General features: G+C 38.9%; 28 protein-coding genes, 1 tRNA gene and 1 other RNA gene. 7 read left to right on the top strand and 23 right to left on the bottom strand.

Annotated elements, in window-relative coordinates; translation table 11 throughout:
• Positions 1 to 145 precede the first annotated feature (145 nt).
• Positions 146 to 658, top strand: coding sequence for an acyl-CoA thioesterase (locus F4694_RS02215; RefSeq protein WP_179595262.1), 513 nt, complete (start codon positions 146 to 148; stop codon positions 656 to 658).
• A gap of 25 nt (positions 659 to 683) precedes the next feature.
• Here F4694_RS02215 and F4694_RS02210 read toward each other — a convergent pair whose 3' ends face one another.
• The 3 genes from F4694_RS02210 to F4694_RS02200 form a co-directional block, all read right to left on the bottom strand.
• Complete coding sequence (locus F4694_RS02210; RefSeq protein WP_179595261.1) at positions 684 to 1,655, bottom strand: cation diffusion facilitator family transporter; 972 nt, start codon at positions 1,653 to 1,655, stop codon at positions 684 to 686.
• 133 nt (positions 1,656 to 1,788) lie between these two features.
• A complete protein-coding gene (locus F4694_RS02205) occupies positions 1,789 to 2,022 on the bottom strand; it encodes a group-specific protein (protein ID WP_179595260.1) in 234 nt (77 codons plus the stop codon).
• Positions 2,023 to 2,033: 11 nt separating this feature from the next.
• A complete protein-coding gene (locus F4694_RS02200; RefSeq protein WP_374757401.1) occupies positions 2,034 to 3,041 on the bottom strand; it encodes an AI-2E family transporter in 1,008 nt (335 codons plus the stop codon).
• Positions 3,042 to 3,281: 240 nt separating this feature from the next.
• Between F4694_RS02200 and F4694_RS02195 the strand changes: the two genes are divergently transcribed.
• The 3 genes from F4694_RS02195 to F4694_RS02185 all read left to right on the top strand — a co-directional run bounded on the left by F4694_RS02195 (position 3,282) and on the right by F4694_RS02185 (position 4,805).
• Complete coding sequence (locus F4694_RS02195; RefSeq protein ID WP_179595258.1) at positions 3,282 to 3,500, top strand: hypothetical protein; 219 nt, start codon at positions 3,282 to 3,284, stop codon at positions 3,498 to 3,500.
• Positions 3,501 to 3,559: 59 nt separating this feature from the next.
• Positions 3,560 to 4,201 carry a DUF2085 domain-containing protein gene (locus F4694_RS02190; RefSeq protein ID WP_179595257.1) on the top strand — a complete coding sequence of 214 codons (642 nt, stop codon included), beginning with the start codon at positions 3,560 to 3,562 and terminating at the stop codon, positions 4,199 to 4,201.
• Positions 4,202 to 4,340: 139 nt separating this feature from the next.
• On the top strand, positions 4,341 to 4,805 hold the full coding sequence (locus F4694_RS02185; RefSeq protein WP_179595256.1) for a hypothetical protein: 465 nt from the start codon (positions 4,341 to 4,343) through the stop codon (positions 4,803 to 4,805).
• Positions 4,806 to 4,882: 77 nt separating this feature from the next.
• Here the strand turns inward: F4694_RS02185 and F4694_RS02180 are convergent, their stop codons facing one another.
• The 3 genes from F4694_RS02180 to F4694_RS02170 are packed head-to-tail and all read right to left on the bottom strand — an operon-like array spanning position 4,883 to position 6,668.
• Complete coding sequence (locus tag F4694_RS02180; RefSeq protein WP_179595255.1) at positions 4,883 to 5,230, bottom strand: 2Fe-2S iron-sulfur cluster-binding protein; 348 nt, start codon at positions 5,228 to 5,230, stop codon at positions 4,883 to 4,885.
• Entirely contained in the window at positions 5,230 to 6,078 is an 849-nt protein-coding gene (locus tag F4694_RS02175; RefSeq protein ID WP_179595254.1) for a family 1 encapsulin nanocompartment shell protein, read from the bottom strand. The genes F4694_RS02180 and F4694_RS02175 overlap by 1 nt, the downstream gene beginning before the upstream one ends.
• Positions 6,079 to 6,098: 20 nt before the next feature.
• On the bottom strand, positions 6,099 to 6,668 hold the full coding sequence (locus tag F4694_RS02170) for an IMEF encapsulin system ferritin-like cargo protein (RefSeq protein WP_179595253.1): 570 nt from the start codon (positions 6,666 to 6,668) through the stop codon (positions 6,099 to 6,101).
• A gap of 164 nt (positions 6,669 to 6,832) precedes the next feature.
• On the opposite strand from F4694_RS02170, the gene F4694_RS02165 reads away from it, so the two are divergent.
• Both F4694_RS02165 and F4694_RS02160 read left to right on the top strand, forming a co-directional pair.
• Entirely contained in the window at positions 6,833 to 7,519 is a 687-nt protein-coding gene (locus F4694_RS02165; protein ID WP_179595252.1) for a spore coat protein, read from the top strand.
• 69 nt (positions 7,520 to 7,588) lie between these two features.
• Complete coding sequence (locus tag F4694_RS02160; RefSeq protein ID WP_179595251.1) at positions 7,589 to 7,816, top strand: hypothetical protein; 228 nt, start codon at positions 7,589 to 7,591, stop codon at positions 7,814 to 7,816.
• Between the two features lie 520 nt (positions 7,817 to 8,336).
• On the opposite strand, the gene ssrA is transcribed toward F4694_RS02160, so the two are convergent.
• The 15 genes from ssrA to F4694_RS02085 form a co-directional block, all read right to left on the bottom strand.
• Positions 8,337 to 8,673: a transfer-messenger RNA gene (ssrA, locus tag F4694_RS02155) on the bottom strand.
• Between the two features lie 154 nt (positions 8,674 to 8,827).
• The gene (gene smpB / locus F4694_RS02150) at positions 8,828 to 9,295 is read right to left on the bottom strand and encodes an SsrA-binding protein SmpB (protein ID WP_179595250.1); all 468 of its coding nucleotides are present in this window, start codon (positions 9,293 to 9,295) and stop codon (positions 8,828 to 8,830) included.
• Positions 9,296 to 9,383: 88 nt separating this feature from the next.
• The gene (gene rnr, locus F4694_RS02145; protein WP_179595249.1) at positions 9,384 to 11,741 is read right to left on the bottom strand and encodes a ribonuclease R; all 2,358 of its coding nucleotides are present in this window, start codon (positions 11,739 to 11,741) and stop codon (positions 9,384 to 9,386) included.
• A gap of 20 nt (positions 11,742 to 11,761) precedes the next feature.
• A complete protein-coding gene (locus tag F4694_RS02140) occupies positions 11,762 to 12,508 on the bottom strand; it encodes an alpha/beta hydrolase (protein WP_179595248.1) in 747 nt (248 codons plus the stop codon).
• A gap of 137 nt (positions 12,509 to 12,645) precedes the next feature.
• The gene (secG, locus tag F4694_RS02135) at positions 12,646 to 12,879 is read right to left on the bottom strand and encodes a preprotein translocase subunit SecG (RefSeq protein ID WP_179595247.1); all 234 of its coding nucleotides are present in this window, start codon (positions 12,877 to 12,879) and stop codon (positions 12,646 to 12,648) included.
• Between the two features lie 175 nt (positions 12,880 to 13,054).
• Positions 13,055 to 14,353 (bottom strand): phosphopyruvate hydratase, encoded by a 1,299-nt coding sequence (gene eno, locus F4694_RS02130; RefSeq protein WP_179595246.1) that lies wholly within the window; start codon positions 14,351 to 14,353, stop codon positions 13,055 to 13,057.
• 28 nt (positions 14,354 to 14,381) lie between these two features.
• Entirely contained in the window at positions 14,382 to 15,914 is a 1,533-nt protein-coding gene (gpmI, locus tag F4694_RS02125) for a 2,3-bisphosphoglycerate-independent phosphoglycerate mutase (protein WP_179595245.1), read from the bottom strand.
• Positions 15,907 to 16,668: a triose-phosphate isomerase gene (gene tpiA, locus F4694_RS02120; RefSeq protein ID WP_179595244.1), complete on the bottom strand. Its 762-nt coding sequence runs from the start codon at positions 16,666 to 16,668 to the stop codon at positions 15,907 to 15,909. Before tpiA ends, gpmI begins: the two co-directional genes overlap by 8 nt.
• A gap of 33 nt (positions 16,669 to 16,701) precedes the next feature.
• The gene (locus F4694_RS02115) at positions 16,702 to 17,886 is read right to left on the bottom strand and encodes a phosphoglycerate kinase (protein ID WP_179595243.1); all 1,185 of its coding nucleotides are present in this window, start codon (positions 17,884 to 17,886) and stop codon (positions 16,702 to 16,704) included.
• A 144-nt stretch (positions 17,887 to 18,030) separates the two neighbouring features.
• Complete coding sequence (gap, locus tag F4694_RS02110) at positions 18,031 to 19,038, bottom strand: type I glyceraldehyde-3-phosphate dehydrogenase (protein WP_179595242.1); 1,008 nt, start codon at positions 19,036 to 19,038, stop codon at positions 18,031 to 18,033.
• Positions 19,039 to 19,086: 48 nt separating this feature from the next.
• On the bottom strand, positions 19,087 to 20,109 hold the full coding sequence (locus F4694_RS02105; RefSeq protein WP_179595241.1) for a sugar-binding transcriptional regulator: 1,023 nt from the start codon (positions 20,107 to 20,109) through the stop codon (positions 19,087 to 19,089).
• 133 nt (positions 20,110 to 20,242) lie between these two features.
• A complete protein-coding gene (locus F4694_RS02100; RefSeq protein WP_179595240.1) occupies positions 20,243 to 20,500 on the bottom strand; it encodes a glutaredoxin family protein in 258 nt (85 codons plus the stop codon).
• Positions 20,501 to 20,513: 13 nt separating this feature from the next.
• Positions 20,514 to 21,839 carry an RNA polymerase factor sigma-54 gene (rpoN, locus tag F4694_RS02095; RefSeq protein WP_179595239.1) on the bottom strand — a complete coding sequence of 442 codons (1,326 nt, stop codon included), beginning with the start codon at positions 21,837 to 21,839 and terminating at the stop codon, positions 20,514 to 20,516.
• 137 nt (positions 21,840 to 21,976) lie between these two features.
• Entirely contained in the window at positions 21,977 to 22,765 is a 789-nt protein-coding gene (locus F4694_RS02090) for an N-acetylmuramoyl-L-alanine amidase (protein WP_179595238.1), read from the bottom strand.
• Positions 22,766 to 23,037: 272 nt separating this feature from the next.
• A tRNA-Arg gene (locus F4694_RS02085) sits at positions 23,038 to 23,109 on the bottom strand.
• Between the two features lie 197 nt (positions 23,110 to 23,306).
• Between F4694_RS02085 and clpP the strand changes: the two genes are divergently transcribed.
• Complete coding sequence (clpP, locus tag F4694_RS02080; protein WP_179595237.1) at positions 23,307 to 23,912, top strand: ATP-dependent Clp endopeptidase proteolytic subunit ClpP; 606 nt, start codon at positions 23,307 to 23,309, stop codon at positions 23,910 to 23,912.
• A gap of 41 nt (positions 23,913 to 23,953) precedes the next feature.
• On the opposite strand, the gene F4694_RS02075 is transcribed toward clpP, so the two are convergent.
• Together F4694_RS02075 and whiA are read right to left on the bottom strand one after the other, a co-directional pair.
• Complete coding sequence (locus F4694_RS02075; RefSeq protein WP_179595236.1) at positions 23,954 to 24,211, bottom strand: HPr family phosphocarrier protein; 258 nt, start codon at positions 24,209 to 24,211, stop codon at positions 23,954 to 23,956.
• Between the two features lie 25 nt (positions 24,212 to 24,236).
• A complete protein-coding gene (gene whiA, locus F4694_RS02070; RefSeq protein WP_179595235.1) occupies positions 24,237 to 25,187 on the bottom strand; it encodes a DNA-binding protein WhiA in 951 nt (316 codons plus the stop codon).
• Between the last annotated feature and the right edge of the window lie 16 nt (positions 25,188 to 25,203).

The raw sequence follows: 25,203 nt of genomic DNA, 5'->3' as shown, positions 1-25,203 counted from the left end.
ACCTCCATTCTATGTATACATAAATGTAATTTATCATAATTGCTTATTGTTTGCTTAATTTTTGAACTCTATTCTTTTCCTTTTAAATGATTATGGACTATAATTCTAGTTTAAAATAAATTTATCTTAGGTATGGAGGAAGAAAATGGACGCAAAAACATGTAATGAATCAAGAGTGGTTAGAACGGGCCGAATTTTCCCGAATGATGTAAACAATCATAACACCTTATTTGGGGGCAAGTTAATGAGTGACATGGACATGATTGCCTCCATTTCGGCTGTACGGCATGCTAGAAAAGAAGTGGTTACCGCCTCAACAGACTCAGTTGATTTTTTAAGTCCGATCACCCAACAGGACTCTATATGTATTGAATCTTTCGTTACCTTTACCGGAACCAGTTCAATGGAGGTTTTCGTCAAGGTGATTGCAGAAAATCTAATTACGGGTAATCGGAAAATCGCTGCTACCGCTTTTCTAACCTTTGTCGCTTTGGATAAAAATGGAAAACCAACAAAGGTTCCTGGGATTGTTCCTGAATCGGAAGAAGAAAAAAAGCTGTTTGAAACAGGCAAGGATCGAGCCGAAAAACGGAAAGAACATCGAAAAAATAGTAAAGAACTTGCGAGTTACTTTACAACTGAAAAACCTTGGGAATAAAGATAGGCGTGTAGCTAGCCTATCTTTATTTTTTTACCATGGAATCACTATTCCACGACATTACTCCATCTTCTTCGTCAAACTCAATCGTGACATCAACGACGCCTTTTTCTGCCATGATCTTCTCTTGTAAACGATCTTTAATATCATCCGCCGCGGCTATCGTTAGACTAGGATCAATCTCGATTTCCAATTCCACATGTAAATCTTCCCCTTCCTTAATGACTGCAAGGTCTTGGATATCTTTAACATCAGGGTCAGACATTACTAATTGACCAATCTTCTCTTCCATCTCCTCATCTGCCCTGCCAAGGACACCTGCTGCATTATCCAAAAAGACTCTGCCGACAACGAAGAACATCATTAAACCAATGAGAATGGAAGCAGCTCCTTCAATCCAGTGGATAGAAGTAAAGTGGGAAATCACGACAGCGATAATAGCGATTAAGCCACCGCTTGTCGCGACTAAATCTTCCATAAACACAAGCTTTGTTGCTGGCTTAGCTCTGCCGAGATGGGCAAAACTCTTAAAAATGACACTTGGACCACTTGCTGGTTCACCAACTTCATGCATGATTTCCTTCATGGCTTTATAAAGAACGTACATTTCAAGTATGAGTGCAAATGCGAGTACGCCGATATTAATTAAAAACCCTTCGGATTCAGTCGGATGTAGAATATGCTGATATCCTTCTTGGATTGTCTCAAACGCCATAATACCTACAATTAATACTGCTCCCAATAGCACTAAGTTTACCAATCGCCCAAATCCATTTGGGAAGCGATTTGTTGGCGATTTCTTGCTTAGTGCTGAGCCAATAAACACAAAAAACTGGTTTGCAGCATCCCCTAGACTATGCATCGTTTCCGCAAACATCGCAACGTTTCCGGTAAACATATAAGCAATACCTTTAGCGATGGAGATAATTGTGTTAACGATGGCTGCAATTAATGCAGACTTGTTACCTTTCCTTAATAGTCTAAATAATTCTCCCATTATATCCCTTCTTTCTCCTTTATTTATAGTTATCTTTACTATTTTCAAAAAAGGTAATTTTCATGACATAGCTAATTTCCTACTAAGAGAGATTTTCCCAAAACAAAAACCTCCATTGCTGGAGGTTTGAGAGTTAGACGTTTTTCAATACCATATATAAACGGTTACTTCTCTCAATTCTATCTTCTTCTGAAGCTAGGTCATATTTTTTCAACAGATGAAACACTTCATTTAATATGTCTTGTGTATGTTCTTTGGAGAAGAATTGTTCAAATAATGGCTTCATGTCATCCGGAAGAAATGCCTCTTGTGATTCATACTTATTCCTTACATCTTCCTGTGAATGATTAAGTTTGCATTCGCTCATTACATCACCTTCTACACTTTTTTATGATCTGTTACTTCTAAAACATCCAATATGAAAACAAAGACCGGAATACCAATGATTAAACCCCAAACTCCGAAGAAATGTTCAGAAAAGATTAATACCAGGAAAGTATAGAAGACAGGTAAATTTGTTTTTGACGACATCAAATTCGGATTCAAAATATAGGCTTCGATTGCATGGATAATCATTATGGCGATAAATACATATAAAACAGTCATAATTCCGCCGATACTATACCCGATAATGACAAGTGGAATAAGGGAAATGATAACCCCTGCCACAGGAATCAAGCCCAGGAATAGAATCATGATCGACAGTCCACCTAATTGTGGAAACCCAAAAATCCATAATGCAATAGTTGTTAGAATACAGTTAACGACAGCAATAATTAATTGCGCTTCGATTACCTTTCCAAAGGTACCGACGAATTTTAGTGAGAAAAATTCTATTTCTGCATAAATAGAAGCTATTTTACTCGTTTTAAATTTTTTCGTAAATTCAATTAAACGAGGTTTCTCTAATAGGTAAAATAAGCTCATTAAAAGAGCAATAAGAATTTGCAAGCCAAAGGTACTAATATCCGTAAAATAGGCAATTAAAAAGGTAAAGCCTCTCTCCAAATAATTCGAAATTTGAATTTCCTCAAGTCTGCTAACCAAATAATTTAAAATGATATTGTCATGCTTTTGGGTATAGAATGCTGTTATTTGCTTAATGAGTGCCGTTATTTCACCAACAATCATTGGCAGATATTTCACAAGTCCATAAGAGAGAAGACCAACAATTGTAGTATAAGACGCAACTACAAGTATTTTTCGATTAAGCGGTATCTTTCTATTCAAGAATATTACTAACCGGTCCATTAAAAAGGTGAAAATAAACGTAAATAGAATTAAATTAATCATATCTTTTAGTCCGTATAGAACTAATGCGAGTAAGACAAAAATCGAAATTCTTTTAAAACCGCTGCTTTGTATAAGTTTATTTATCATATGAATTTACCAAACCCCATTTTTTATGTCCTGATGAACTATGTAATAACTTTATTATAACAAATATGTACATGATTGTTACTTTTAAGTCTGAATCTTTTAAGAAAAAGATTCAGACTTTAGACCTGGGGACCTGTAGGGAAATTTCATAAAGAGACAGGCAATATCCCCCTCTTCTCATCATACATATTCAAAGAGTATGAAATTTACTATGGGTGGCATTTTTTTAAGCGGAGGGGATAGTATTTGTCGGGAGGCCAAAGAGCACTATTATACATTTTGTCCTTTATCATACCTGTTGTGGGAATCATCCTGGGGATCGTTTGGATGAATGATCAAGATTTAGACAAAAAAGCTATCGGAAAAACCTGTTTAATCGTTGGTATTGTTTCCATTGTCCTTAGTTGTATTTGCTGGTTTGCCGCCTCAGCCCTTTCCATTATCCCTGCCTTTATGACGTACTAATTTAATGAGAACCCAGTTCAAATAATAGAATTGGGTTCTTAGTTGTAGGAGTGATTTTATTGCTTAATGAATTATTGAATTTTTTCGGCAGGGCGATTTGTCATCAAATAGATGCAAGATCGCTACATATATCCGGTGAGGTCATGGCAGTTTGCGCAAGAGATACTGGGATCTATATAGGCATTTTTTCCACACTCATTTATTTACATTTTTCAAAACAAAAACAGAATGTAACGATACCTTCTATTAAGATAAGCTTCTTACTTCTGTTATTTCTTGTTCCATTAATAATAGACGGTCTTGGGTCGTATACACAGCTGTTCGATTCCAATAATACTCGGAGATTAATGACTGGTATTTCCTTTGGATTCGTACTCCCTTATTTTATTTATCCACTGCTTTCGAAAAAATCAGTAGAACTTGGGAGTGTACCTGTTATAAACAAGAGCTATGACTTTTTGGTTCCACTTGCGGGTAGCGTTATTTTAGGTGGACTAGTTTACGTGGGTCAACCATCCCATCTCGTACTAAATACCTTTATTATTGTAACAGTAATTGCTTGGTTTAGTATATTAGCCTCCTTTTTATTTCCTTTCATTTTAAGATTAAAAATAAAACTGCTAGTTTCTCTAATCGCCAGTTTGGCTTTCCTTTCGTTTCTCTCAATAATACATATATCGATACTTTCATTGTCTCTTTGAGCCCGTCTTTATAGAGAGTTTTCCATTATTTAGCTTCGTATAACCATCAAAATTAGACTATAAAATCCCATTGACAATGATTCTCATTATCTATAAAATCATTTATATAAACAACTTCGGAAATGGGGGGATCATCATTATGTTTAACATGCTATTCGGGTTAAAGGATATTCATACGGTTATTGCAAATCAAAGGAAAATTGGTGGTGCTGCAGAAGCAGACTCTATCCGTCTATCTTCCGGTGAAACCTATCTAAACCCAGTGTTTACGAATGTTGATTTCTCTAAAGGTCAATTTGTTTCTGTCGGTTTTATCGACGGTGAAGGACAAAACATTATTGTCCATGTGGATCAAATTGCTGTTATTAAAGGCTTAGAGCATAAATTAATCTGCCAGCTGAATAACACTTTTATTAAGCAAATGCTGGTCCGCGATACCTTACAATACCTGCAAAAGTTATGTGAAGTAAACGCTGGATTCGTAACAAAGACCTTTAAAAAGGAAGCATTGAGACTGGTTCAGGATATCAGTATAAATGAATTAAACAAACACAATATTTCACTTCCATTCCCAGTGGAAGACAAAATTATAAAATTAGCATAAAAAGAACGAGGTCCTGTTAAATGGACCTCGTTTTTTTGCGTGAATAATTCTGCAAACCTGCTTTTAACCGTAATGTTTCATAGTATGTCAGCCTGACAAGCCAAGCGATACCCGTTTGTTATTTCATTCTTTAGCTTCTTCTTCTCTTGTTCGTTTGGAAAAGATAATCCTGGAGCTTTTACTACTTTAACTGTACATTGTCCGCACGTTCCTTTGCGGCATTTATATTGAATTGGCTCACCTTGACTCAATGCAACATCCAATAACTTTCCTTTAACAGGGTAAATTTCCATCCTTTTACCGTTTTGCTCAACGATTATGCCTTCTGCCTTGATTATTTTTCTCTCGGTCCGTTCTGGTGCTGGATGTTTTACAATCAACCTGCCTGGAATCAGGGATCCGACCGTGAATACACGATTGTTCATTAATCCCCCATGGATTCTAACGTGCAAATGGCAGAAGGACGTTTAATTCGCAAAACAACCGTTTCGTAAACACGGAATGGATGGTTCATCCCTTCTACACCCAGGTATGCCGTATCAAAGTCTTCTGAGATAGCCAAATCGAGATTATTTTTCCCTGTATTTAGCAACACACCCGATCTTCCCTTTAAAACAGGTGATTGGAACACCCCATCTGTTACTAATTCTCGAATATGTTCAATTTCTAATACGTTTGTATCACGGTGGACACGATGAATAAGTGAGTAAAGCTGCGGAGATAGTACAAGAGCGAATGGTCCATTGTGATTCATTTCTAAAAGTTTATTTCTTGCGTCTACGATATCCTGGAAGGCATTTCCGGATTCATACCATTCACCAATCAAATGTGTTAAACGCCCAGGTACATTCATTAATCCAGGAATATCAAATTCCTTGGTTCCATTAAAGATCATCTGATCTTCTAGGATCGCAACATCTCGAGCTGCATTAGCTGCCGCTGAAAAATCAATCGGTATGTCTAAAACCTTTGCCTGATCCAAATCACGCCAATATAACACGAAGTCTTTATAAAGCAATGGAATGGTATAGTTTACCCTTTTACTTGCTTCAATATCTGTATCGAAGGATCCCTGAAAATCCATTTTTGCTTCTAAGTTTTCTGAAAAAATGTCATTAAAAATGCTCTGTACGCCACGCCCCAACGGGCCATATAATTCAATAAAACGGCGGCCCACCAGCTGTCTTCGTGCAGCATCTATCACTGTCTGATCCAGTTGCGTAAACTCTTGGCTCGATAACGGTGAATCCGGATATAATTGTAATTTATTCATTGGTCTATCCTCTCTTTTCCTTAGATTAAGCTTCCCACCGTAAATCCTCTTCTCTGTTTAATCTGAGGAGCATGGGTTACAACTGTCACTGTTTGTGACCGGTCTAAATGATCATGGTGCTCATCATGATGGGCATGTGGGTCAACAAAGTTGGTGTCAAATCGACCATTAATATCAATTAGCATTTGTTTAACCTGCTGATAATCCTTATATGATACTTCCCTTAAACTATTTAATAGACTGCTTCGGTCTTCATCCGTGAAGCGAAATAGTGCTAAATCCAGGTGTTCGACAAAATTATGTAAACCAAACTTTTCAAGGTTAAGTTCCTGTAAAAGTCGATTGAATTCATTGTTGGCTGGAGAAAACTCTTTTTGATCTTTGGCTTGTTGAAATTTTTGAATGAGTGGGATCAGTACGACTAAACGGGATAGACGCTGTTCCTCTTCTTCATAAATATGGTGATAATACAGTCTCTCATGTTCATCTGCCGCATTTTGAATGACCGGGTCAAGCATGTTCATAAATTTTTCAATTGCATCTTTGGTTGTTGTAAATATCTTATAAAAAATCTTTAGTTCTTCTTGCACTTCTCAAGCACCTCCTATACTCACTACCTGTCATTATTGACGTTGTTTGTTTTTTCTAAAACCATTACATTACAATCTTTTGAACAAATGGTTAATCTGAATAACTCTGGTCGATTGAAACATAATAACTATGGCTGTTATCAATCAATTAGGAGGAGAAGAATATGATGCAAAACCAACAAGGTCAACAAGGACAAATGCACCAAAACATGCATACAGGGAATGTACCTCCACAACTTAATCATGGAGGTCATGAGGTAATTGATTTAAATGAAGTATTAGGTGCAGCAATTGGTACGATGAATTCCTACATGCTATTACGTCAACATGTAAAAGACCCCGAATTAATGGACATTCTCGATCGCCAATATAAATTTATGCAGGATGAATATAACATCACAGTGGAATGTTTTAAAACGGGACAAAACCCATCGCACCCTACTTCAAAATATATGATGAACCAAGGGAATGACTTCATTTATGGTATGAAGCCAACCCAGCCAAAGAAACCTTGGCAATCTGTATCAGAAATTAATGATGAGTACATTTCTCACTGTATGCTGGCGTCTTGTAAAGCAGGTGCTTCGATGAAAACGATGGCAGCACTAGAAACAACGAATCCAGTTGTTCGCCGTGTGCTTGCAGATTCCATACCAAATTGCATAGAAATGGGCTATGAACTCTCTATTTATCAAAATAAACACCATTACTATCAGGTGCCTCAGCTTGCTGAGCAGGACATGAATACTTACAGAAATGCATTCGCACCTGCACAAGGTCAAATGATGGGACAGCCAATGGGACAAATGCCAAATAATAATATGAATATGAACAACAATATGCCACATTAAAACAAAAGCCATTCTTTCTTCCTTTAAACCCAGGAGAAGAATGGCTTTTGTTTTGAGGAAATTCATCGATTGGGGATTGAAGCAATTGTAGTTTTAGCGCATATTCCTACAAGTCAAGAAGGCTACACAGATGGATTTGACGCTTCAAGAATTACTGAAAAAGTCGATGTTGAAGTAGATGTTATCTTTGCTGCTCATAACCATGTTTACAATGATAAAGTAGTAGATAACAAGTTAATTGTTCAAGCGTATTCTTTTGGTCCAACGGTAATGCCAGCTATGGGATTGGTGCTTTAGCAACCGGCTTAGAAGTAGGTCCTGAAGACTTAGAAGCAACGGTTGAATCACTTCCATCACCATTTGAATACAAAGCAGAAGGACGTATTCAGAAAGTAACACAGTAATTATGTTAATCTGCGGCCTAACATAGTGAAAACTCACTTTTGCTAGGCTTATTTTTTATGAAATAAAACAAAAAAGACCAGTATCTCTACTGATCTTGTTATCCACCTTATGTATGGTGGAGACGGCGGGACGTGCGTTTCCATGCTTTCGTCATGGCACTGACTATATCTTGAACCTGTAGGAATTACAGGCCCTTCGGCGTATTATGCGAAATATAATTTTCACCTTTTAACAGGTAGGATTTCGCATCCTAGTACTACCATTCTAAAATGGCAGCCTATAAGTCGATACACGGCTGTTGGATTGCTCCACATACCGCTCGGCATTGCCTTATCGCCTTGATAAAGCGACGTAGGTTTCACCGATAAAGCCGAATTTTCACTTATGTGTTACCACATAAGGCGACTATAATTAATCGAACCCGCGTCCAAAGATAACGGCACTTAAGCTTCTACGAGTGTAGTCGACATATTGGCGCTTCGCTGATCCTTTTGCCTATCGACAGGCGTCCGGTCAGCTAGTCTGGTTGTTCTCTTCCTTCGCCCTCAGACGGTGGACTCCGGCGTAGCCTACTAAGAGTGAGTCCGCTACCCTACCACATAGGCGATGGAGGGGCGAACAGCTAAGCAGTTATTAAGCTGCGAAAGCTAGGTTGTTGTTAGTTTTGCCAGTTATAGGCGTTGACGTTTTAACGAGGCCGATCCCCTCGACTCGCAACCCAAGCTCGAACTACCCCTGTCGAATCCTTAGCGCCCCCATTATAAAATGTGCTAAACCTAATGAAAGATTTAAGCAGACGGTTCGGAAGCTCAACAATAGTTTGAGCAAAAAGTTAACATCGCTCCTTAGCGACAAACTTATTATAACATACTGAGCGAATTTTTCAATTGTAAGTATTTGTAATTATAACTTTTGACGGTCACGGAATGCACGCTCGATATCACGCTTAGCCTCTTTTTGCTTCAAGACTTCACGTTTATCATAATTCTTTTTACCCTTTGCCAACCCTAATAAAACCTTCGCAAAACCATTTTTCAAGTAAATCTTTAATGGAATCAATGCATAACCTGCTTCTCTTGTTTCACCAAAAAGCTTATTAATTTCCCGCTTATGAAGCAAAAGCTTTCTCTGTCTCAAAGGATCATGATTAAAGCGATTCCCTTGTTCATATGGGCTAACATGCATATTTAATAAATGCATTTCACCATTGTGAATTCTTGCATAGGAATCCTTTAAATTCACTTTGCCGGCACGTATTGATTTGATTTCTGTTCCTTGAAGAACAATACCTGCCTCATATGTTTCTTCAATAAAGTAATCATGGTAGGCTTTCTTATTTTGCGCAACAACTTTTCCTTCACCTTTTGGCATGTCTCTCACCTCGTTATGGGTTAATTTTAGCAGAAAACTGTTTGTATAACAATTGAAAGAGGACCTTAGATTAGGCCCTCTCCGTTATTTATCTTTTCTTATTTTTTCGCTTCGTGCTTTTATTTTTAGGGACATTGTCGTAAAACTTCTTTTTCTTTCGAGTGCCAGATCCTTGACCTGAGCCGCCTCCACGTGCTTCAGACTTTTGCCCGCCGCCACGGCCTTCTTGTTTATTACGACGCGGCTTTTTCGTATCGCTGCCTGTTTTAAACACTTTCGGTGTCTCAGAACGCTCACGGCGAGTACCTTTCATTCCTACGATTTCAAAGTCGATGGAACGCTCGTCTTTATTGACCTTTACAACTCTCACAGTGATTTCATCACCAATTCTGAATACCTTACCTGTCCGCTCGCCAATCATGGCAAAATGGCGCTCGTCAAATCGATAGTAATCATCTGTTAAATAGCTTACATGAACGAGACCTTCAATCGTGTTTGACAGTTCGACAAACATCCCAAAATTGGTTACCGAGCTAATGATACCATCATACTCTTCACCAATCTTATCTTCCATATATTCAGCCTTTTTAAGCTCATCCGTTTCACGCTCAGCATCAACCGCACGGCGTTCCATTTTCGATGAATGCTGAGCAATTTCAGGCAATCGCGCATTCCATTTTTCTCTCGTCGTCTCATCTAGCTTTCCTTCAATTAAATACGTCCGGATTAACCGATGGACAATGGTATCTGGATACCGTCGTATTGGCGATGTGAAATGAGTATAAAACTCTGTTGATAACCCAAAATGACCTAGGCTTTCAGGATCGTATTTTGCCTGCTGCATGGACCTAAGCATAACAGTCGAAATAACCATCTCTTCCGGTGTGCCTTGAACCTCTTCAATAATTTCCTGTAACGCCCTCGGATGAACATCATTCGCTGTTCCTTTAACGATATAGCCAAAGTTGGTGATAAACTCAAAGAATCTTCTTAGCTTATCCTCTTTTGGATCTTCATGGATTCGATAAATAAACGGTACTTCCATCCAGTGAAAATGCTCTGCAACTGTTTCATTAGCAGCAAGCATGAATTCTTCAATTAATCTTTCCGCGACTGACCGTTCACGCAGAACAACATCTACCGGTTTACTATCTTCATCGACCAAAACCTTAGATTCTTTAAAGTCGAAATCAATCGCACCGCGCTTCATTCTCTTCTCGCGCAAGATTTGGGCCAGTTCCTCCATTTGTTCGAACATCGGTACAAGCGACTCATAGCGGGAACGTGTTCCCTCATCTTTATCAACTAAAATCTTATTTACATCAAAATAAGTCATTCTCTCAGTAGTCTTGATAACACTTTGAAAAATCTCATGATTAACCACTTGACCTTCTGGATTAATTTCCATATCACATGATAACACCAGCCGGTCAACTCGTGGATTTAGTGAACAAATTCCATTCGATAACCGATGTGGAATCATTGGAATTACCCTATCCACTAAATAAACACTTGTGGCACGTTCTTCTGCCTCAAGGTCAATTGGCGTTCCTTCTTTTACATAATAGCTGACATCTGCAATATGTACGCCAAGCTTATAGTTGCCATTTTCGAGCTTCGTTACCGTAACGGCGTCATCAAGGTCCTTTGCGTCAGCTCCGTCTATTGTAACGATCGTTTCATTCCTGAGATCGCGACGGTTTGCCAATTCACTCTCGTCAATCGTTTCTGGTGTTTCGTTTGCCTGCTTTAATACGTCATCAGGGAATGCCATTGGCAGTCCATGTTTGTGGATAACAGAAAGAATATCCACACCCGGATCGTTTTTATGTCCAAGGACAGTTATAACCTCTCCTTCAGCACTTTTACGTCCTTCAGGATAGGTAGTAAGCTTGACCACTACTTTATGTCCTTCTACTGCACCCTTAGATGCTGACTTAGGGATAAAAACATCACTTGCAAATTTTTTATCATCTGGGATCACAAAGCCAAAGCTTTTGCTTTCCACATAGGTACCGACGATTTGCTGTACGCCTCTTTCTAAAATACGAATAATACTTCCTTCTCTTCGCTGACCGGAAGTCTCGGAAGCAATTCGAGCAAGAACGGTATCGCCATGCATGGCATTATTCAGCTCATTTGGCGGTATAAATATATCATCCATACCGGGTTCATCTGGTATCACAAACGCAAAACCTTTTGCATGACCTGTGAGCTTACCGCGAATAAGGTTCATTTTTTGCGGCAATCCATAACGGTTACTGCGCGTACGGACAACAAGTCCTTTTTCCTCCATTTGAACAAGCGCTTTTACAAATTCCTTAAACTCGCTCGAGTCAGAAATTCCAAATGCCTCTTCTAGTTCTTGAACTGTCAAAGGTTTGTAAGCCTCGTCCCTCATATATTGTAAAAGCTTATCAACGTGCTGTTGAATATTATCTTCCAATAAAATCCCTCCTCAAAGGATTATTTCTGCCAATCTAATTTTTCTAAAAAAGCATATATATCTTCATGAAGCTGATCACGTTCTTTATCTAACGTAATCACATGGCCCGATTCCTCATACCATTTAATTTCTTTGGTTACGGACTCAACCTCATTGTAAATGATGTTTGCACTATCTGTGTTAATCATTTTATCGTGGCGAGCTTGGACGACAAAGGTAGGAGCATAAATCATATCCACATGGTTGCGGACATCAGAAATTAAAGATTGCAACGCCTTTAAGGTTTTCATTGGCGTTTTCGCAAACTCATTCATTTCCAATTCTATTTGCTCTTCGCTTTTTCCTTCTCGTACCTTATATTCGCGGGCATAGTCGAGAATTCCTTGGTGCATCACTTCTTCACTTTTTATATACATAGGTGCACACATCGGTATAATACCCTTTATAGGTACAGTGTAACCCAATTTCAACGAAAATACGCCGCCTAGTGAGAGTCCCCCAACTGCAATTTCTTCATGTCCTAGGTCTTTTAAATAATTGTAACCATTTATTACGTCCTTCCACCAATCTTCTGGTCCAGTATGTACAAGCTCCTCTGGCGGAACTCCGTGTCCTTTATAGTGAGGCGCATGACAGGTATACCCTCGTTTTTCTAAAAAGCGCCCCAACATCCGAACATCAGCCGAATTACCTGTAAAACCGTGAAGCAATAAAACTGCTCGTTTTCCTCCTTTAAACGTAAAGGGCTTAGGTGCTGCAATTTTCATCATAAAAACTCCTTCAACTCTAATCAAATCCATTACCTTAGTTTAAGCAAACAATGGGGTAACATTCCAGAAAAAAGCATTCGTTGTTTTGTACATAAAAAAAACCTGACATAAGCCAGGTTTTTGAGCATTCTTTATTAAACTTCGAAGTATGCAACTAAGACAGCAAGAATAATGAAAAGAACTGCTAATACAACAGTAATGCGATGTAAAATTAAGTCCAGTCCTCGTGCTTTTTGCTTACCGAATAATTGTTCAGCACCACCTGAAATGGCACCAGATAATCCAGCACTTTTACCTGATTGCAATAAAACAACAAGAATAAGTCCAATACTAACGATTACTAATAATGTAACAACCAATGCATGCATGAAAGACACCTCCTGTAGTACGTACATTTCACAGTATTTTTAATGTACCATATTATTGCTTTTTTAACAATACCAGTGTTATGTCAGCTTATAGTAGATATCCTTTCAAAAATATCATACAGTCACTCTAGACAAGAAAGGCACCCATTCGTCAATGAGTGCCTAAGCTTTGTTCTTATTTTTTAAGGTTATAGAAAGATTTTAAGCCATTGTATTGTGCTGTTTCACCTAATTGGTCTTCAATGCGAAGCAATTGGTTGTATTTCGCTACACGGTCTGTACGTGAAGGTGCACCAGTTTTGATTTGACCCGCATTTGTTGCAACAGCAATGTCAGCGATTGTGTTATCTTCTGTTTCACCAGAACGGTGAGAGATAACTGCTGTATAGCCAGCACGCTTCGCCATTTCAATTGCGTCAAATGTTTCAGTTAATGTACCAATTTGGTTAACTTTGATAAGGATTGAGTTGCCGATTCCTTTTTCAATACCTTCAGAAAGCTTTTTAGTGTTAGTAACGAATAGGTCATCACCAACTAATTGAACTTTTTTACCAAGACGTTCAGTTAGAAGCTTGTGGCCTTCCCAGTCGTTTTCATCTAGACCATCTTCGATAGATATGATTGGGTATTTGCTAGAAAGCTCTTCGTACCAATCAACCATTTCAGCAGATGTTTTCACAACGCCTTCACCTGCAAGATGGTATTTTCCATCTTCTTTGTTATAGAACTCAGAAGATGCTGCGTCCATTGCTAAGAATACTTCTTCACCAGGCTTGTAGCCAGCTTTTTCGATTGCTTGAACAATCGTTTGAAGTGCTTCTTCGTTAGATCCTAGGTTTGGAGCAAATCCACCTTCATCACCAACAGCTGTGTTAAGTCCTTTTTCTTTAAGAACAGACTTTAAGCTGTGGAAAATTTCAGCACCCATACGAAGTGCTTCTCTAAAGTTAGGAGCGCCAACAGGCATAACCATGAATTCTTGAATATCAACGTTGTTATCAGCGTGCTCTCCGCCGTTAACGATGTTCATCATTGGTACTGGAAGCTGCTTAGAGTTGAAGCCGCCAAGGTATTGATATAAAGGAATATCTAAGTAGTTTGCAGCAGCATGAGCTACAGCCATAGAAACACCTAGAATGGCATTTGCACCTAATTTACCTTTGTTTTCAGTTCCATCAAGCTCGATTAAAGCTTGGTCAACAGCAACTTGGTCTAAAACGCTGAACTCTTCACCAACAAGGTGTGGAGCAATAATTTCGTTCACGTTATCTACAGCTTTTAAGACACCTTTACCAAGGTAGCGCTCTTTGTCGCCATCACGAAGTTCTACTGCTTCATATTCACCAGTAGAAGCACCACTTGGAACTAAAGCACGGCCAAAAGCACCGGATTCAGTAAAAACTTCTACTTCAACTGTTGGGTTACCGCGGGAATCTAAAACTTCACGTGCGTATACATCTGCAATAAATGGCATTTAATTTCTCTCCTTTTAATATAAAAAATTATTTAATTAACGATTTTCCTGTCATTTCTTCTGGCTGCTCGACACCAAGTATTTTTAACATTGTAGGAGCTAAATCCCCTAAAATGCCGCCTTCTCGCAGTTCCACATCATTTCTAGTGATAATAACTGGAACTGGATTCGTGGTATGTGCTGTCATTGGCTCTCCTTCAAGAGTCATAACTTCATCAGCGTTACCATGGTCAGCTGTAATAATGGCTGATCCACCTTTTTCAAGAATTAAGTCAACAATTTTACCTAAACATTCATCCACTGTTTCAATTGCCTTAACAGTAGGTTCAAGCATTCCTGAATGACCAACCATATCAGGGTTAGCGAAGTTTAGGATAATAGCGTCAAATTTATCGTCTTGAATTTCTTTAAGAAGCGCGTCTGTCACTTCATATACACTCATTTCAGGCTGCAGGTCATAGGTTGCAACTTTAGGTGAGTTTATGAGGATACGCTCTTCACCAGGGAACTTGTCCTCACGGCCGCCACTCATAAAGAATGTAACATGTGGATACTTTTCGGTTTCAGCAATTCTTAATTGCTTCAAACCATTTTGCGATAAGACCTCTCCTAATGTGTTATCCAAGTTAGAAGGCTTAAACGCAACATATCCATTTACGGATTCACTGAAGTGTGTTAAACATACGAAGAATAAATCCTTCGGATGTTTCTCTCCACGATCAAATGGACGGAAATCTTCATTTGTAAATACGTTAGAAATCTGGATTGCACGGTCTGGGCGGAAATTATAGAAAATGACTGCGTCATTGTCTTTGATTGTCGCCACAGGCTGACCATCTTCCTTAGTGATTACGGATGGAATCACGAATTCGTCAAAAATTCCATGTTGGTAGGAATCCTCTACGACTTCTAAAGGATTGGTGTAAGTTGGCCCATCTCCGTAAACCATGGAGCAGTATGACTTTTCAACACGATCCCAGCGCTTGTCACGGTCCATTGAATAATAGCGTCCGGAGATAGTAGCAAATTCACCAACGCCATACTCATTCATTTTATCCAAAGTTTGTTGAATATATTTTGCTGCGGTTTTTGGACCAACATCACGTCCATCAAGGAAGCCATGTAAATAAACGTTCTCAACGCCTTCCTCTTTCGCCATTTTTAAGAGTGCAAACATATGATTAATATGGCTGTGAACGCCGCCATCTGACAATAATCCGAACAGATGTAAGTTTGTACCATTCTTCTTCACATGATCCATAGCACTGCAGATGGTTTCATTTTTTACAAATTCACCTTCTCGGATAGCGATATTCACACGTGTTAAGCTTTGGTATACAATCCGGCCAGCGCCGATATTTAAATGACCCACTTCCGAGTTACCCATTTGTCCCTCAGGAAGACCCACTGCCTCACCTGAAGCTGTTAAATGTGAATGAGGGAACGTACTCCAATAACGATCAAAATTCGGCTTTTTTGCATGATAGACTGCATTCCCTTTTTGTTCATCCCTGCATCCAAATCCATCGAGAATGATGAGGGCAACGGGAGACTTACTCATAGCTGCCTGCCTCCAATAGCCGCAGGAATGAACCTGGCTCAAGGCTGGCTCCGCCAACAAGTGCACCGTCAATATCAGGCTGTGCCATGTATTCCTTAATATTTTCAGGTTTTACACTGCCGCCATACTGAATTCTAACAGCATTTGCAACTTCTTCGCTGAATTGCTGTGATACCACTTGGCGGATATGAGCACAAACTTCATTTGCATCTTGTGCAGTCGAAGATTTGCCTGTTCCAATCGCCCAAATTGGTTCGTAAGCAATAACGGTTTGCTTTACTTGTTCATCTGTTAAACCTGCTAAAGCTTTTTTAATTTGTGAACCAACAAGTTCATTGGTTTCACCGTTTTCACGCTGCTCTAACGTTTCGCCGCAGCAAACGATTGGAGTTAAGTTATAGTTAAAAGCTGCAAGTGTCTTTTTGTTAACACTTTCATCGGTTTCATTAAACATTTCACGACGTTCAGAATGTCCAAGAATCACATATTGAACCCCAATTTCAGCTAGAGGTTTAGGACTGATTTCTCCTGTAAAAGCTCCGCTTTCTTCGAAATGCATGTTTTGAGCACCAATTTTCACGTCGCTGCCTTCTGTTTGTTCAACAAGGCTTTGTAAAAATAAAGCCGGTGCACAAATAACAGAATCCATTTTTTCATGATGTGGAACAAGACCTTTTACTTCTTCCGTAAAGCTCTTAGCCTCAGCAAATGTCTTATTCATTTTCCAGTTCCCTGCAATAATCGGTTTACGCATTGTTACACAACCTTTCAAGATAGAAAGTTCTTATTATTTATCGTTTAAAGCTACAACGCCTGGAAGTTCTTTGCCTTCCATGAATTCAAGTGAAGCGCCGCCGCCTGTTGAAATATGGCTCATTTTTTCTGCTAAATTGAATTTTTCCACTGCTGCCGCAGAATCTCCGCCGCCAATTACTGAATATGTACCTTCTGCTTCTGCAAGTGCTTCAGCAACTGCCTTCGTACCACCAGCAAACTTATCAATTTCGAACACACCCATTGGTCCGTTCCAAATCACTAATTTTGATTTTTGAATGACGTCACGATAGATTTCTCTTGTTTTTGGCCCGATATCAAGAGCTTCCCAATCAGCAGGAATTTCTTCAATTGCTACCTCTTTAGAATTTGCATCCGCAGAGAAATCGTCTGCAACGATAGCGTCAACCGGCATATAGAAATTGACACCTTTTTCTTTTGCTTTTTCAATAAAAGAATTCGCTAAGTCAAGTTTATCTGCCTCTAGAAGAGATTTTCCAATTTCATGACCCTGTGCCTTAATAAAAGTATAAGCAAGACCGCCGCCAATAATTAAGTTATCAACCTTTTCTAAAAGGTTTTCGATAACACCAATTTTGTCCTTTACCTTCGCTCCGCCAATAATCGCTGTAAACGGACGTTCAGGATTGGATAGAGCTTTTCCTAGTACATCAAGCTCTTTCTCCATTAAAAGACCAGATACAGCAGGAAGATGGTGAGCAATACCTTCTGTAGAAGCATGTGCTCGGTGTGCTGCACCAAAAGCATCGTTTACATAGACGTCAGCAAGCTCTGCAAAGGATTTCGCTAATTCTGGATCATTCTTTTCTTCACCTGGGTAAAAACGAACGTTTTCAAGAAGAAGAACATCGCCTTCATTCATAGCTTCAATTAAAGATTTCACAGAATCACCGTATGCTTCATCTGCTTTTTGCACGTTTTTGCCAAGAAGGTCAGAAAGTCTTACACCCACTGGAGTTAAGCGCATTTCCTCAACAACTTTACCCTTTGGACGTCCAAAATGGCTCGCTAAAATTACCTTTGCACCTTGATCGATTAAATATTGAATAGTAGGTAATGCAGCGCGGATTCTTGTTTCATCCGTAATTTTTCCATCCTGCATAGGAACGTTAAAATCAACTCGGCAGAAAACGCGTTTTCCTTTTACATCTACATCTTTTAATGTTTTCTTGTTCATGCGAAGCCTCCTAATTAATAAAAAGCTAGTAAAACCCATATTTACATAAAAAAAGGAGGGGGGAATGTTCCCCGCTCCCCTTTGAAATACCATAAATCATTATAGCCTTTAGAAGAAAATATTTCCAACCTTAGCCTGTTAGGATTATAGTCCTTTTTGAGCGATGTAATCAATAAGGTCAACAACGCGGCTAGAATAACCAACTTCGTTATCGTACCAAGATAATACTTTTACCATGTTACCATCAAGGACCATAGTAGATAAAGAATCAATTGAAGATGAAGCTGGGCTGCCATTATAGTCAGTAGATACTAATGGAAGTTCGCTGTAGTGTAAAATGCCCTTTAATGGACCTTCAGCAGCTGCTTTTAATGCTGCATTTACTTCATCAGCTGTTACTTCTTTGTCTAACTCAGCAACTAAATCTACGATTGATACGTTTGGAGTTGGTACACGAACTGCCATACCATTTAATTTACCTTTAAGTTCTGGAAGAACTAAAGAAACTGCTTTAGCTGCACCAGTTGATGTAGGAATCATGTTCTCAGCTGCTGCACGAGCACGACGGTAATCCTTGTGTGGTAAATCAAGGATCTGTTGGTCATTAGTATAAGAGTGGATGGTAGTCATCATTCCACGCTTAATTCCGAATTCATCATTTAAAACCTTCGCAAAAGGAGCTAGACAGTTTGTTGTACATGAAGCGTTTGATAATACGTGGTGGTTTGCCGGATCGTATTTATCTTGGTTAACACCCATTACGATAGTGATATCTTCGTTATCTGCTGGAGCAGAAATGATTACTTTCTTCGCACCTGCTTCAAGGTGTTTCGCCGCGTCTTCACGCTTTGTGAAACGTCCTGTAGATTCAACTACTACTTCAACACCAAGTTCTCCCCAACCTAATTGAGCTGGATCGCGTTCAGCAAGTACTTTTACCTTTTGGTTGCCAACAACTAAATATTCACCGTCAACGGTAACTTCTTGTTGAAGAGTTCCATGAACAGTATCGTATTTTAAAAGGTGCGCAAGCATTTTTGCATCAGTTAAATCGTTAATTGCCACGATTTCCATTTCTGCATTATTTAATGCCGCACGGAATACGTTACGGCCGATACGACCAAATCCATTAATACCAACTTTTACTGTCATTGTTATTTCCTCCTTGTATTGAAAAAAGGTTTTTTATTTAAAAAGGGATTAACCTTTTAATAACATTCTTGCTGCACCCTCATCTGTGATTAATATGGTAGACGCAGGTGCTTTTTTCATATAAGCCTTTATTGCTTTTGCCTTAGAGGTGCCGCCTGCAACAGCAATCACATTAGGAATCTGTGCAAGGTCTTCTAGCTGAAGTCCAATTGTTAATACCTTGTGGACAATTTCACCTTTTTCGTTAAAATAATAGCCAAAAGCTTCACCGACAGCCCCATTCGTCACTAACTTCTGCATAATCTCGGGTTTTGAATTTCTTCGCTCAGCCATCGTGATAGCATCCCCAATTCCATGAAGAACCATGCTTGCTGATTTTATCAAGTTTAATACTTCATGAATTTCAGGTTCTTTTATCAGAGATTGATAAATTTCATTACTAACCTGATCAGGTACATAGAATACACGGTGCTTCGAATTTGTTTTTTTTGACATAATCGAGCTTATCGTATTTGCCTGGTTCTGAACATCCTCACCAATTCCGCCGCGTGCCGGTACAAACAGTAATTCCTTTTTGCCAATCTCGGGTGTAAGTACATTTGCGACAGCAGCCATCGTTGAGCCGCCAGTTACAGCGATTATATTTTTCCCAGTTAGATATTTTTTCATACAGAAGGCACATGCCTTCCCAAGGTCCTCTTTTACCATAAGGGATTCATCACTGTTTCCAGGTACGATGATAACCTTCCGAATCTTAAGTCGGTGTTTCAGCTCCAATTCCATTACGTCAATACCGATTAATTCTCGAATTAGTCCTTCTAAATCCTCTAGCAAATTCTTCCCTTCAGAAGTTAAACTCATTCCAATATTGTTAATCGAAACAAGATTTTGTTCCTTGAGGAAATCCACCTCACTGCGAAGAACTCTTTCCGTGTACCCAAGGTTGGAAGCAAGACTCCTTCTTCCTACTGGCTGCATAAAGCCGATATGTCTAAGGATAGAATATCGTTTATGTAGTACTTGAAGGAGATCAGGTAATAATCTTTTTTGAATATCGATGAGTGATTGCATAATGTCCTGCTCCTTTATTATATGTAACTGGTCATAAAATGTCCACCATAGACAAATTATGTCCCACTCCATCGAAAAAAAATCACCCCTGCTAACAATTTACATTCTAACAGGAGTGAAAACCTATTTCAACTCAAAAGTTTTTCGATTTTTCTTGCAAACGTTTACTTATGTCTAATTTGTTAATAATCCCAACCCCCACCTCTTCACCATCAATCTGAACAACCGGAATCATGATTCCATATAGTTCTGTTAATTCATCACTATTATCAATATCTATTTCTTCTAATGTAAAATTCCATTCTTCCTTAAGTTCAAGGATGGCCTGTTTTGCTTTTTCACATAGTGAGCAGCGGTTTCTTGTATATAAGGTGATTGTTGTCTGTGTCATTGTTTGCATCCTTTCAATCAAACCTTTTTCTTTTCGAGGAGGAAGCTATCCCCAATTGGTCCCGATACTTTGCAACTGTTCTTCTAGAGACAACGATTCCTTGACCTGATTTCAGTTTCTCAACAATTTCTTGGTCTGATAACGGACGTTGTTTATCTTCACTGTTGATCATCGAAGCAATCTCATTTTTCACCTGACTCGAGGACGTGCTTTCATTCGAAACTGTTTGAATCGTACTAGTAAAGAACGACTTCAACGGGAAAGTACCAATCGGTGTCTGCACATATTTTTCTTTCACCGCACGACTCACCGTCGATTCATGAATTTCAAGTTCACCCGCTACCTCCTTCATGGTCATGGGAACTAAATATTCCTTGCCATTTTCAAAAAAGGAAGTTTGCTTTTCCACAATTTTGCTGACAACCCTCGTTAAAGTTTCTTTCCTCTGTTCAATACTTTTTATAATCCATTGATAATCTTGCACTTTTTCCTGCAAAAAGCGGCTTACATGAGAATCCATCGTGGTAGTCATTTTTTGATAATAATGATCATTAAAACTTATTTTTGGAAGGATATCATCACATAGCCTGACGGAAAATCCATCCCCAAAGCGTTCTACAATCGCATCAGGGATAATGTAGGAGGCACTTTCCTGCTCTAATCGTGCACCTGGTCGTGGATTCAGCTGCTGTATCATATCAAATATCTCTTGAATCTTCTGTAAAGGGATTTGTAGTTCCTTTGCAATCTGCTTCCATTTCTTCTCCGCAAATGGGATGAAGTAGTGAGTTAGGACTGTGAGCGCCAAATCATCCTTTAGGTTTTCCCGTTCGAGCTGTATTAATAAACATTCTTGAAGATTCCTAGCCCCAATTCCAGCTGGCTCCAAAGTTTGAATGACAATAATGCTCTCCTCAACCAGTTCTAATTGGACACCTAATAGATCAGCAATTTCTTCCGGTTCAGCGGTTAAGTATCCGTTTACATCGAGGTTTTCAATCAAGTGTTTAATTATTCTCAATTGCATACTTGAGTATTTTCTGAGATTAAGCTGATTTAGCAGTTGGTCTTCCTTAGAAGATGCCTTTGCTGCAATTTGCTCAATCCAATCATTTTCCGTAGTTTTCGTATGTTTCCGCCGGTTGCGGTCTATTAATGGGTTAATAGGCTGAATATGGTTATTCTCAACCTGTAATAGGGGATTTTCAAGTGCTTTGTTTTCTAAGAAAGCGGAAAGCTCTTGTGCTGAATATTGTAAAAGCGCAATGGCCTGGGTCAATTCCTGTGTCATTGCTAATTTCAATGTTTGTTGTTGCCATAAACCTGCTTTTAAGTCCATAAACCAATCTCCCCCCTTGCTCTATTTTACATGAAGATGGGGAACTCGTGTAGGTTATTAACTAAACAGAAAAAAGAAAAATGGGTAAAGAAAAATATTGAGCCCCTCTCGGAGGGCGAGAAGGGCTGAAACACCTATTATTTACTGATTTTTACATCATCATGGGGAATAAATTGAACGTGATTTTTATACACCCATCCACCAATATTAAACCAGCCTGTTTGGTAGTCATGTACAATGTATTGATCACCCGTTTTGACTTGTCCTGTAATATTTCCCAGATAGACCGGCCGGTCTCGAATCACCGTATTTTCCAGGACCTTTAAATTACCAATCCCCTGAGGTTGTGAAAGCGGTGCTGGTTGTGAAACTTGTTTACTCGGTAATCCTAAGAAAATAGCGACGCCGCGTGCGTGCGCCTCACCTACTGCTTTTAGAAAAGCTTCAGTTTTTAGATGGTTTGCATCATTACTGTCGATAAATAAATTTTCTGTTAGTATAGCATCCATGTTCGTTTCCCTTAAAACGAAAAAATCTGCCCTCTTTTTTCCACGATCTATGGTAGAACCGAATCTTCTCATGGCCGCTAACACTTCATTGTGTACCGCATTTTGTAGTGCTACTGTTGAGGCTCCAGAATTGTTGTGAATATAACTTTCAAAGCCGGAACCACCTCCAGCGTTGATATGCACGCTAACAAAAACATTGGCACCCCAGCTATCAGCTTCGTCATCACGATTGGTTAGAGTTAATGTTTGCTCATGACCTCTAGTTACTCTTTGTTCAAAGTCTGTATAATGAGCCTTTAAATACTCCACAGCGTAGTTCACAATTTTGAGTGTCAAATGTTCCTCTTGTAATCCGTTTGCTGCCGCTCCAGGATCAGAACCACCATGACCAGGATCCCACATAATTTTCTTCGCCATAGTATTTTCACCTCTCCTAATTACCATATGCGAAACATCTTTCATTCGGGTAGACTTTTTTATCTTTTAGACACATATATTCATGGGTACATAGCAGCTGCCATATGCAGGGAACAACCTTTAATGGAATATTGGAATGCTTAGTATTAAATGTATCTTCAGGGGAAATACAGTTTAAAAGATGTACTACACGGGAATGGCATTTTAGAGGAGAAAAATATTTTTTTAAAAGAAAAACGACTGCAATAGCAGTCGTTTCTAAGAAGTTAAAACGCGCTCGGAGGGAATCGAACCCCCATTTTAAGAACCGGAATCTTACGTGCTATCCGTTGCACCACGAGCGCATATATGCGACTTACATATTATATGCCAATTTGTGAAACTTTGCAAGCAATATAGGTTTAAAAAACCTCTCAGCGGGTATGCTTGTATAGGGAAAGTTGTCGAACAAATATAAAGCGAATTGTTTGACCTTAATTGACCATCAGTGTATCATTAACTATACATATTACTATCTTTCATACTTAAAGGAGGAAGAAAAATGAACTTGATTCCTACAGTTATTGAACAAACAAACCGCGGGGAAAGAGCATATGACATCTACTCTCGTCTTTTAAAAGACCGTATCATTATGCTTGGAAGTGGTATTGACGATCATGTGGCTAATAGTATTGTAGCACAATTACTATTCCTAGAAGCGGAAAACCCTGAAAAGGATATATCCATCTATATTAACAGCCCTGGCGGCAGTATTACAGCTGGTATGGCGATTTATGACACAATGCAGTTCATTAAGCCTGATGTTCAGACCATTTGTATTGGTATGGCAGCTTCAATGGGTGCCTTCTTACTTGCAGCAGGAACAAAAGGAAAGCGTTATGCGTTACCAAATGCAGAAGTAATGATCCATCAACCATTAGGCGGGGCACAAGGTCAAGCGACTGAGATTGAAATTGCAGCTAAGCGTATCTTATTCCTTCGTGAAAAATTGAATGGAATCTTAGCAGAGCGCACAGGCCAGCCGCTAGAAGTCATCCAAAAGGACACTGACCGCGATAACTTCATGACTGCTGAAAGAGCAAAAGAATACGGTCTCGTTGACCATATCATCACTAGAAGTCTTACAGAAGAAAAGAAAGATAAATAAAATAAAAAGAGTTTGACCCATTCCAAGGTCAAACTCTTTTTTTATTGTTCATTTTGAACAAAATTAGACAGTGCATCAATAGCTTTTTCTTCATCATCGCCATCAGCGACTATATTAACTAAAACCCCAGAGCCGACAGCTAAGCTCATAAGGCCCATAATACTTTTTGCATTTACCTTTTTACCATCTTTCTCTAAAAAAATATCCGCTGAAAAACGGTTCGCCTCCTGAACAAATAATGCTGCTGGTCGTGCTTGAAGACCCGTTTTCAATTTAACTTCCACCTGTTTCTCTACCATTACAAAATCCTCCTTATTTTTTCCTCTATTTTCTTGGAGCCAAATCACCAATCCGCAATTTATCTGCAATTTCATCTATTTTTCTTAACCGATGATTAATCCCTGATTTACTAATTGTACCTCCGGATACCATTTCCCCTAGTTCTTTAAGGGTTACATCCGTATAGTGGAGCCTGAGTTCAGCAATTTCTCTTAACTTTTCAGGTAAGATATGCAATCCAACCGTATCGTTAATATAGCGAATATTTTCAACCTGCCGGATAGAAGCACCAATTGTTTTATTTAAGTTCGCAGTTTCACAATTCACCAAACGATTAACGGAATTTCGCATATCCCTTACAATCCGCACATCTTCAAAGCGAAGAAGAGCATTGACTGCACCAATAATATTTAAATACTCGGTAATTTTTTCAGCTTCTTTTAAGTAAGTAATATAGCCTTTTTTGCGCTCCAGTGTCTTGCTATTTAGACCAAATTTATTCATTAATTCACACAAGGAATCGTTATGCTCCTTGTATAGTGACGCAATCTCCAAATGGTACGACGAAGTTTCCGGATTATTTACGGAACCTCCCGCTAGAAACGCCCCACGCAGGTAAGAACGTTTACAACATTTCTTTTTCACAAGATCACTAGCTATGTCATGGATGAAGGTAAATCCTTCACCAAGGATTTTCATATCCTCTAGTATTTCCTTCGCCTGCTGCGACAAGCGGACAATGTAAACATTGTTCTTTTTTAATCTCATTTTTTTCCGAACAAGCAGCTCTACTGGAACATCATAGCTTTTTTTTATTAACGTATAAATCCTTCTGGCAATGGCTGCATTTTCAGTTTGAATATCAACAATCAGCTTACGGTTGGAAAAAGACATAGAGCCATTCATTCGTATAAGAGCAGAAAGTTCGGCTTGCGTGCAGCAAGGCTTTATTTCTAAATTCGTTAATTCTTTTTTCGTTTCCGAAGCGAAAGACATCCCTTCACCCCCTTTT

Source organism: Neobacillus driksii (genome assembly GCF_013409995.1).
GTDB classification, from domain to species: Bacteria; Bacillota; Bacilli; order Bacillales; family Cytobacillaceae; genus Neobacillus; species Neobacillus driksii.
This window is presented reverse-complemented; position numbering and strand designations above follow the sequence as displayed.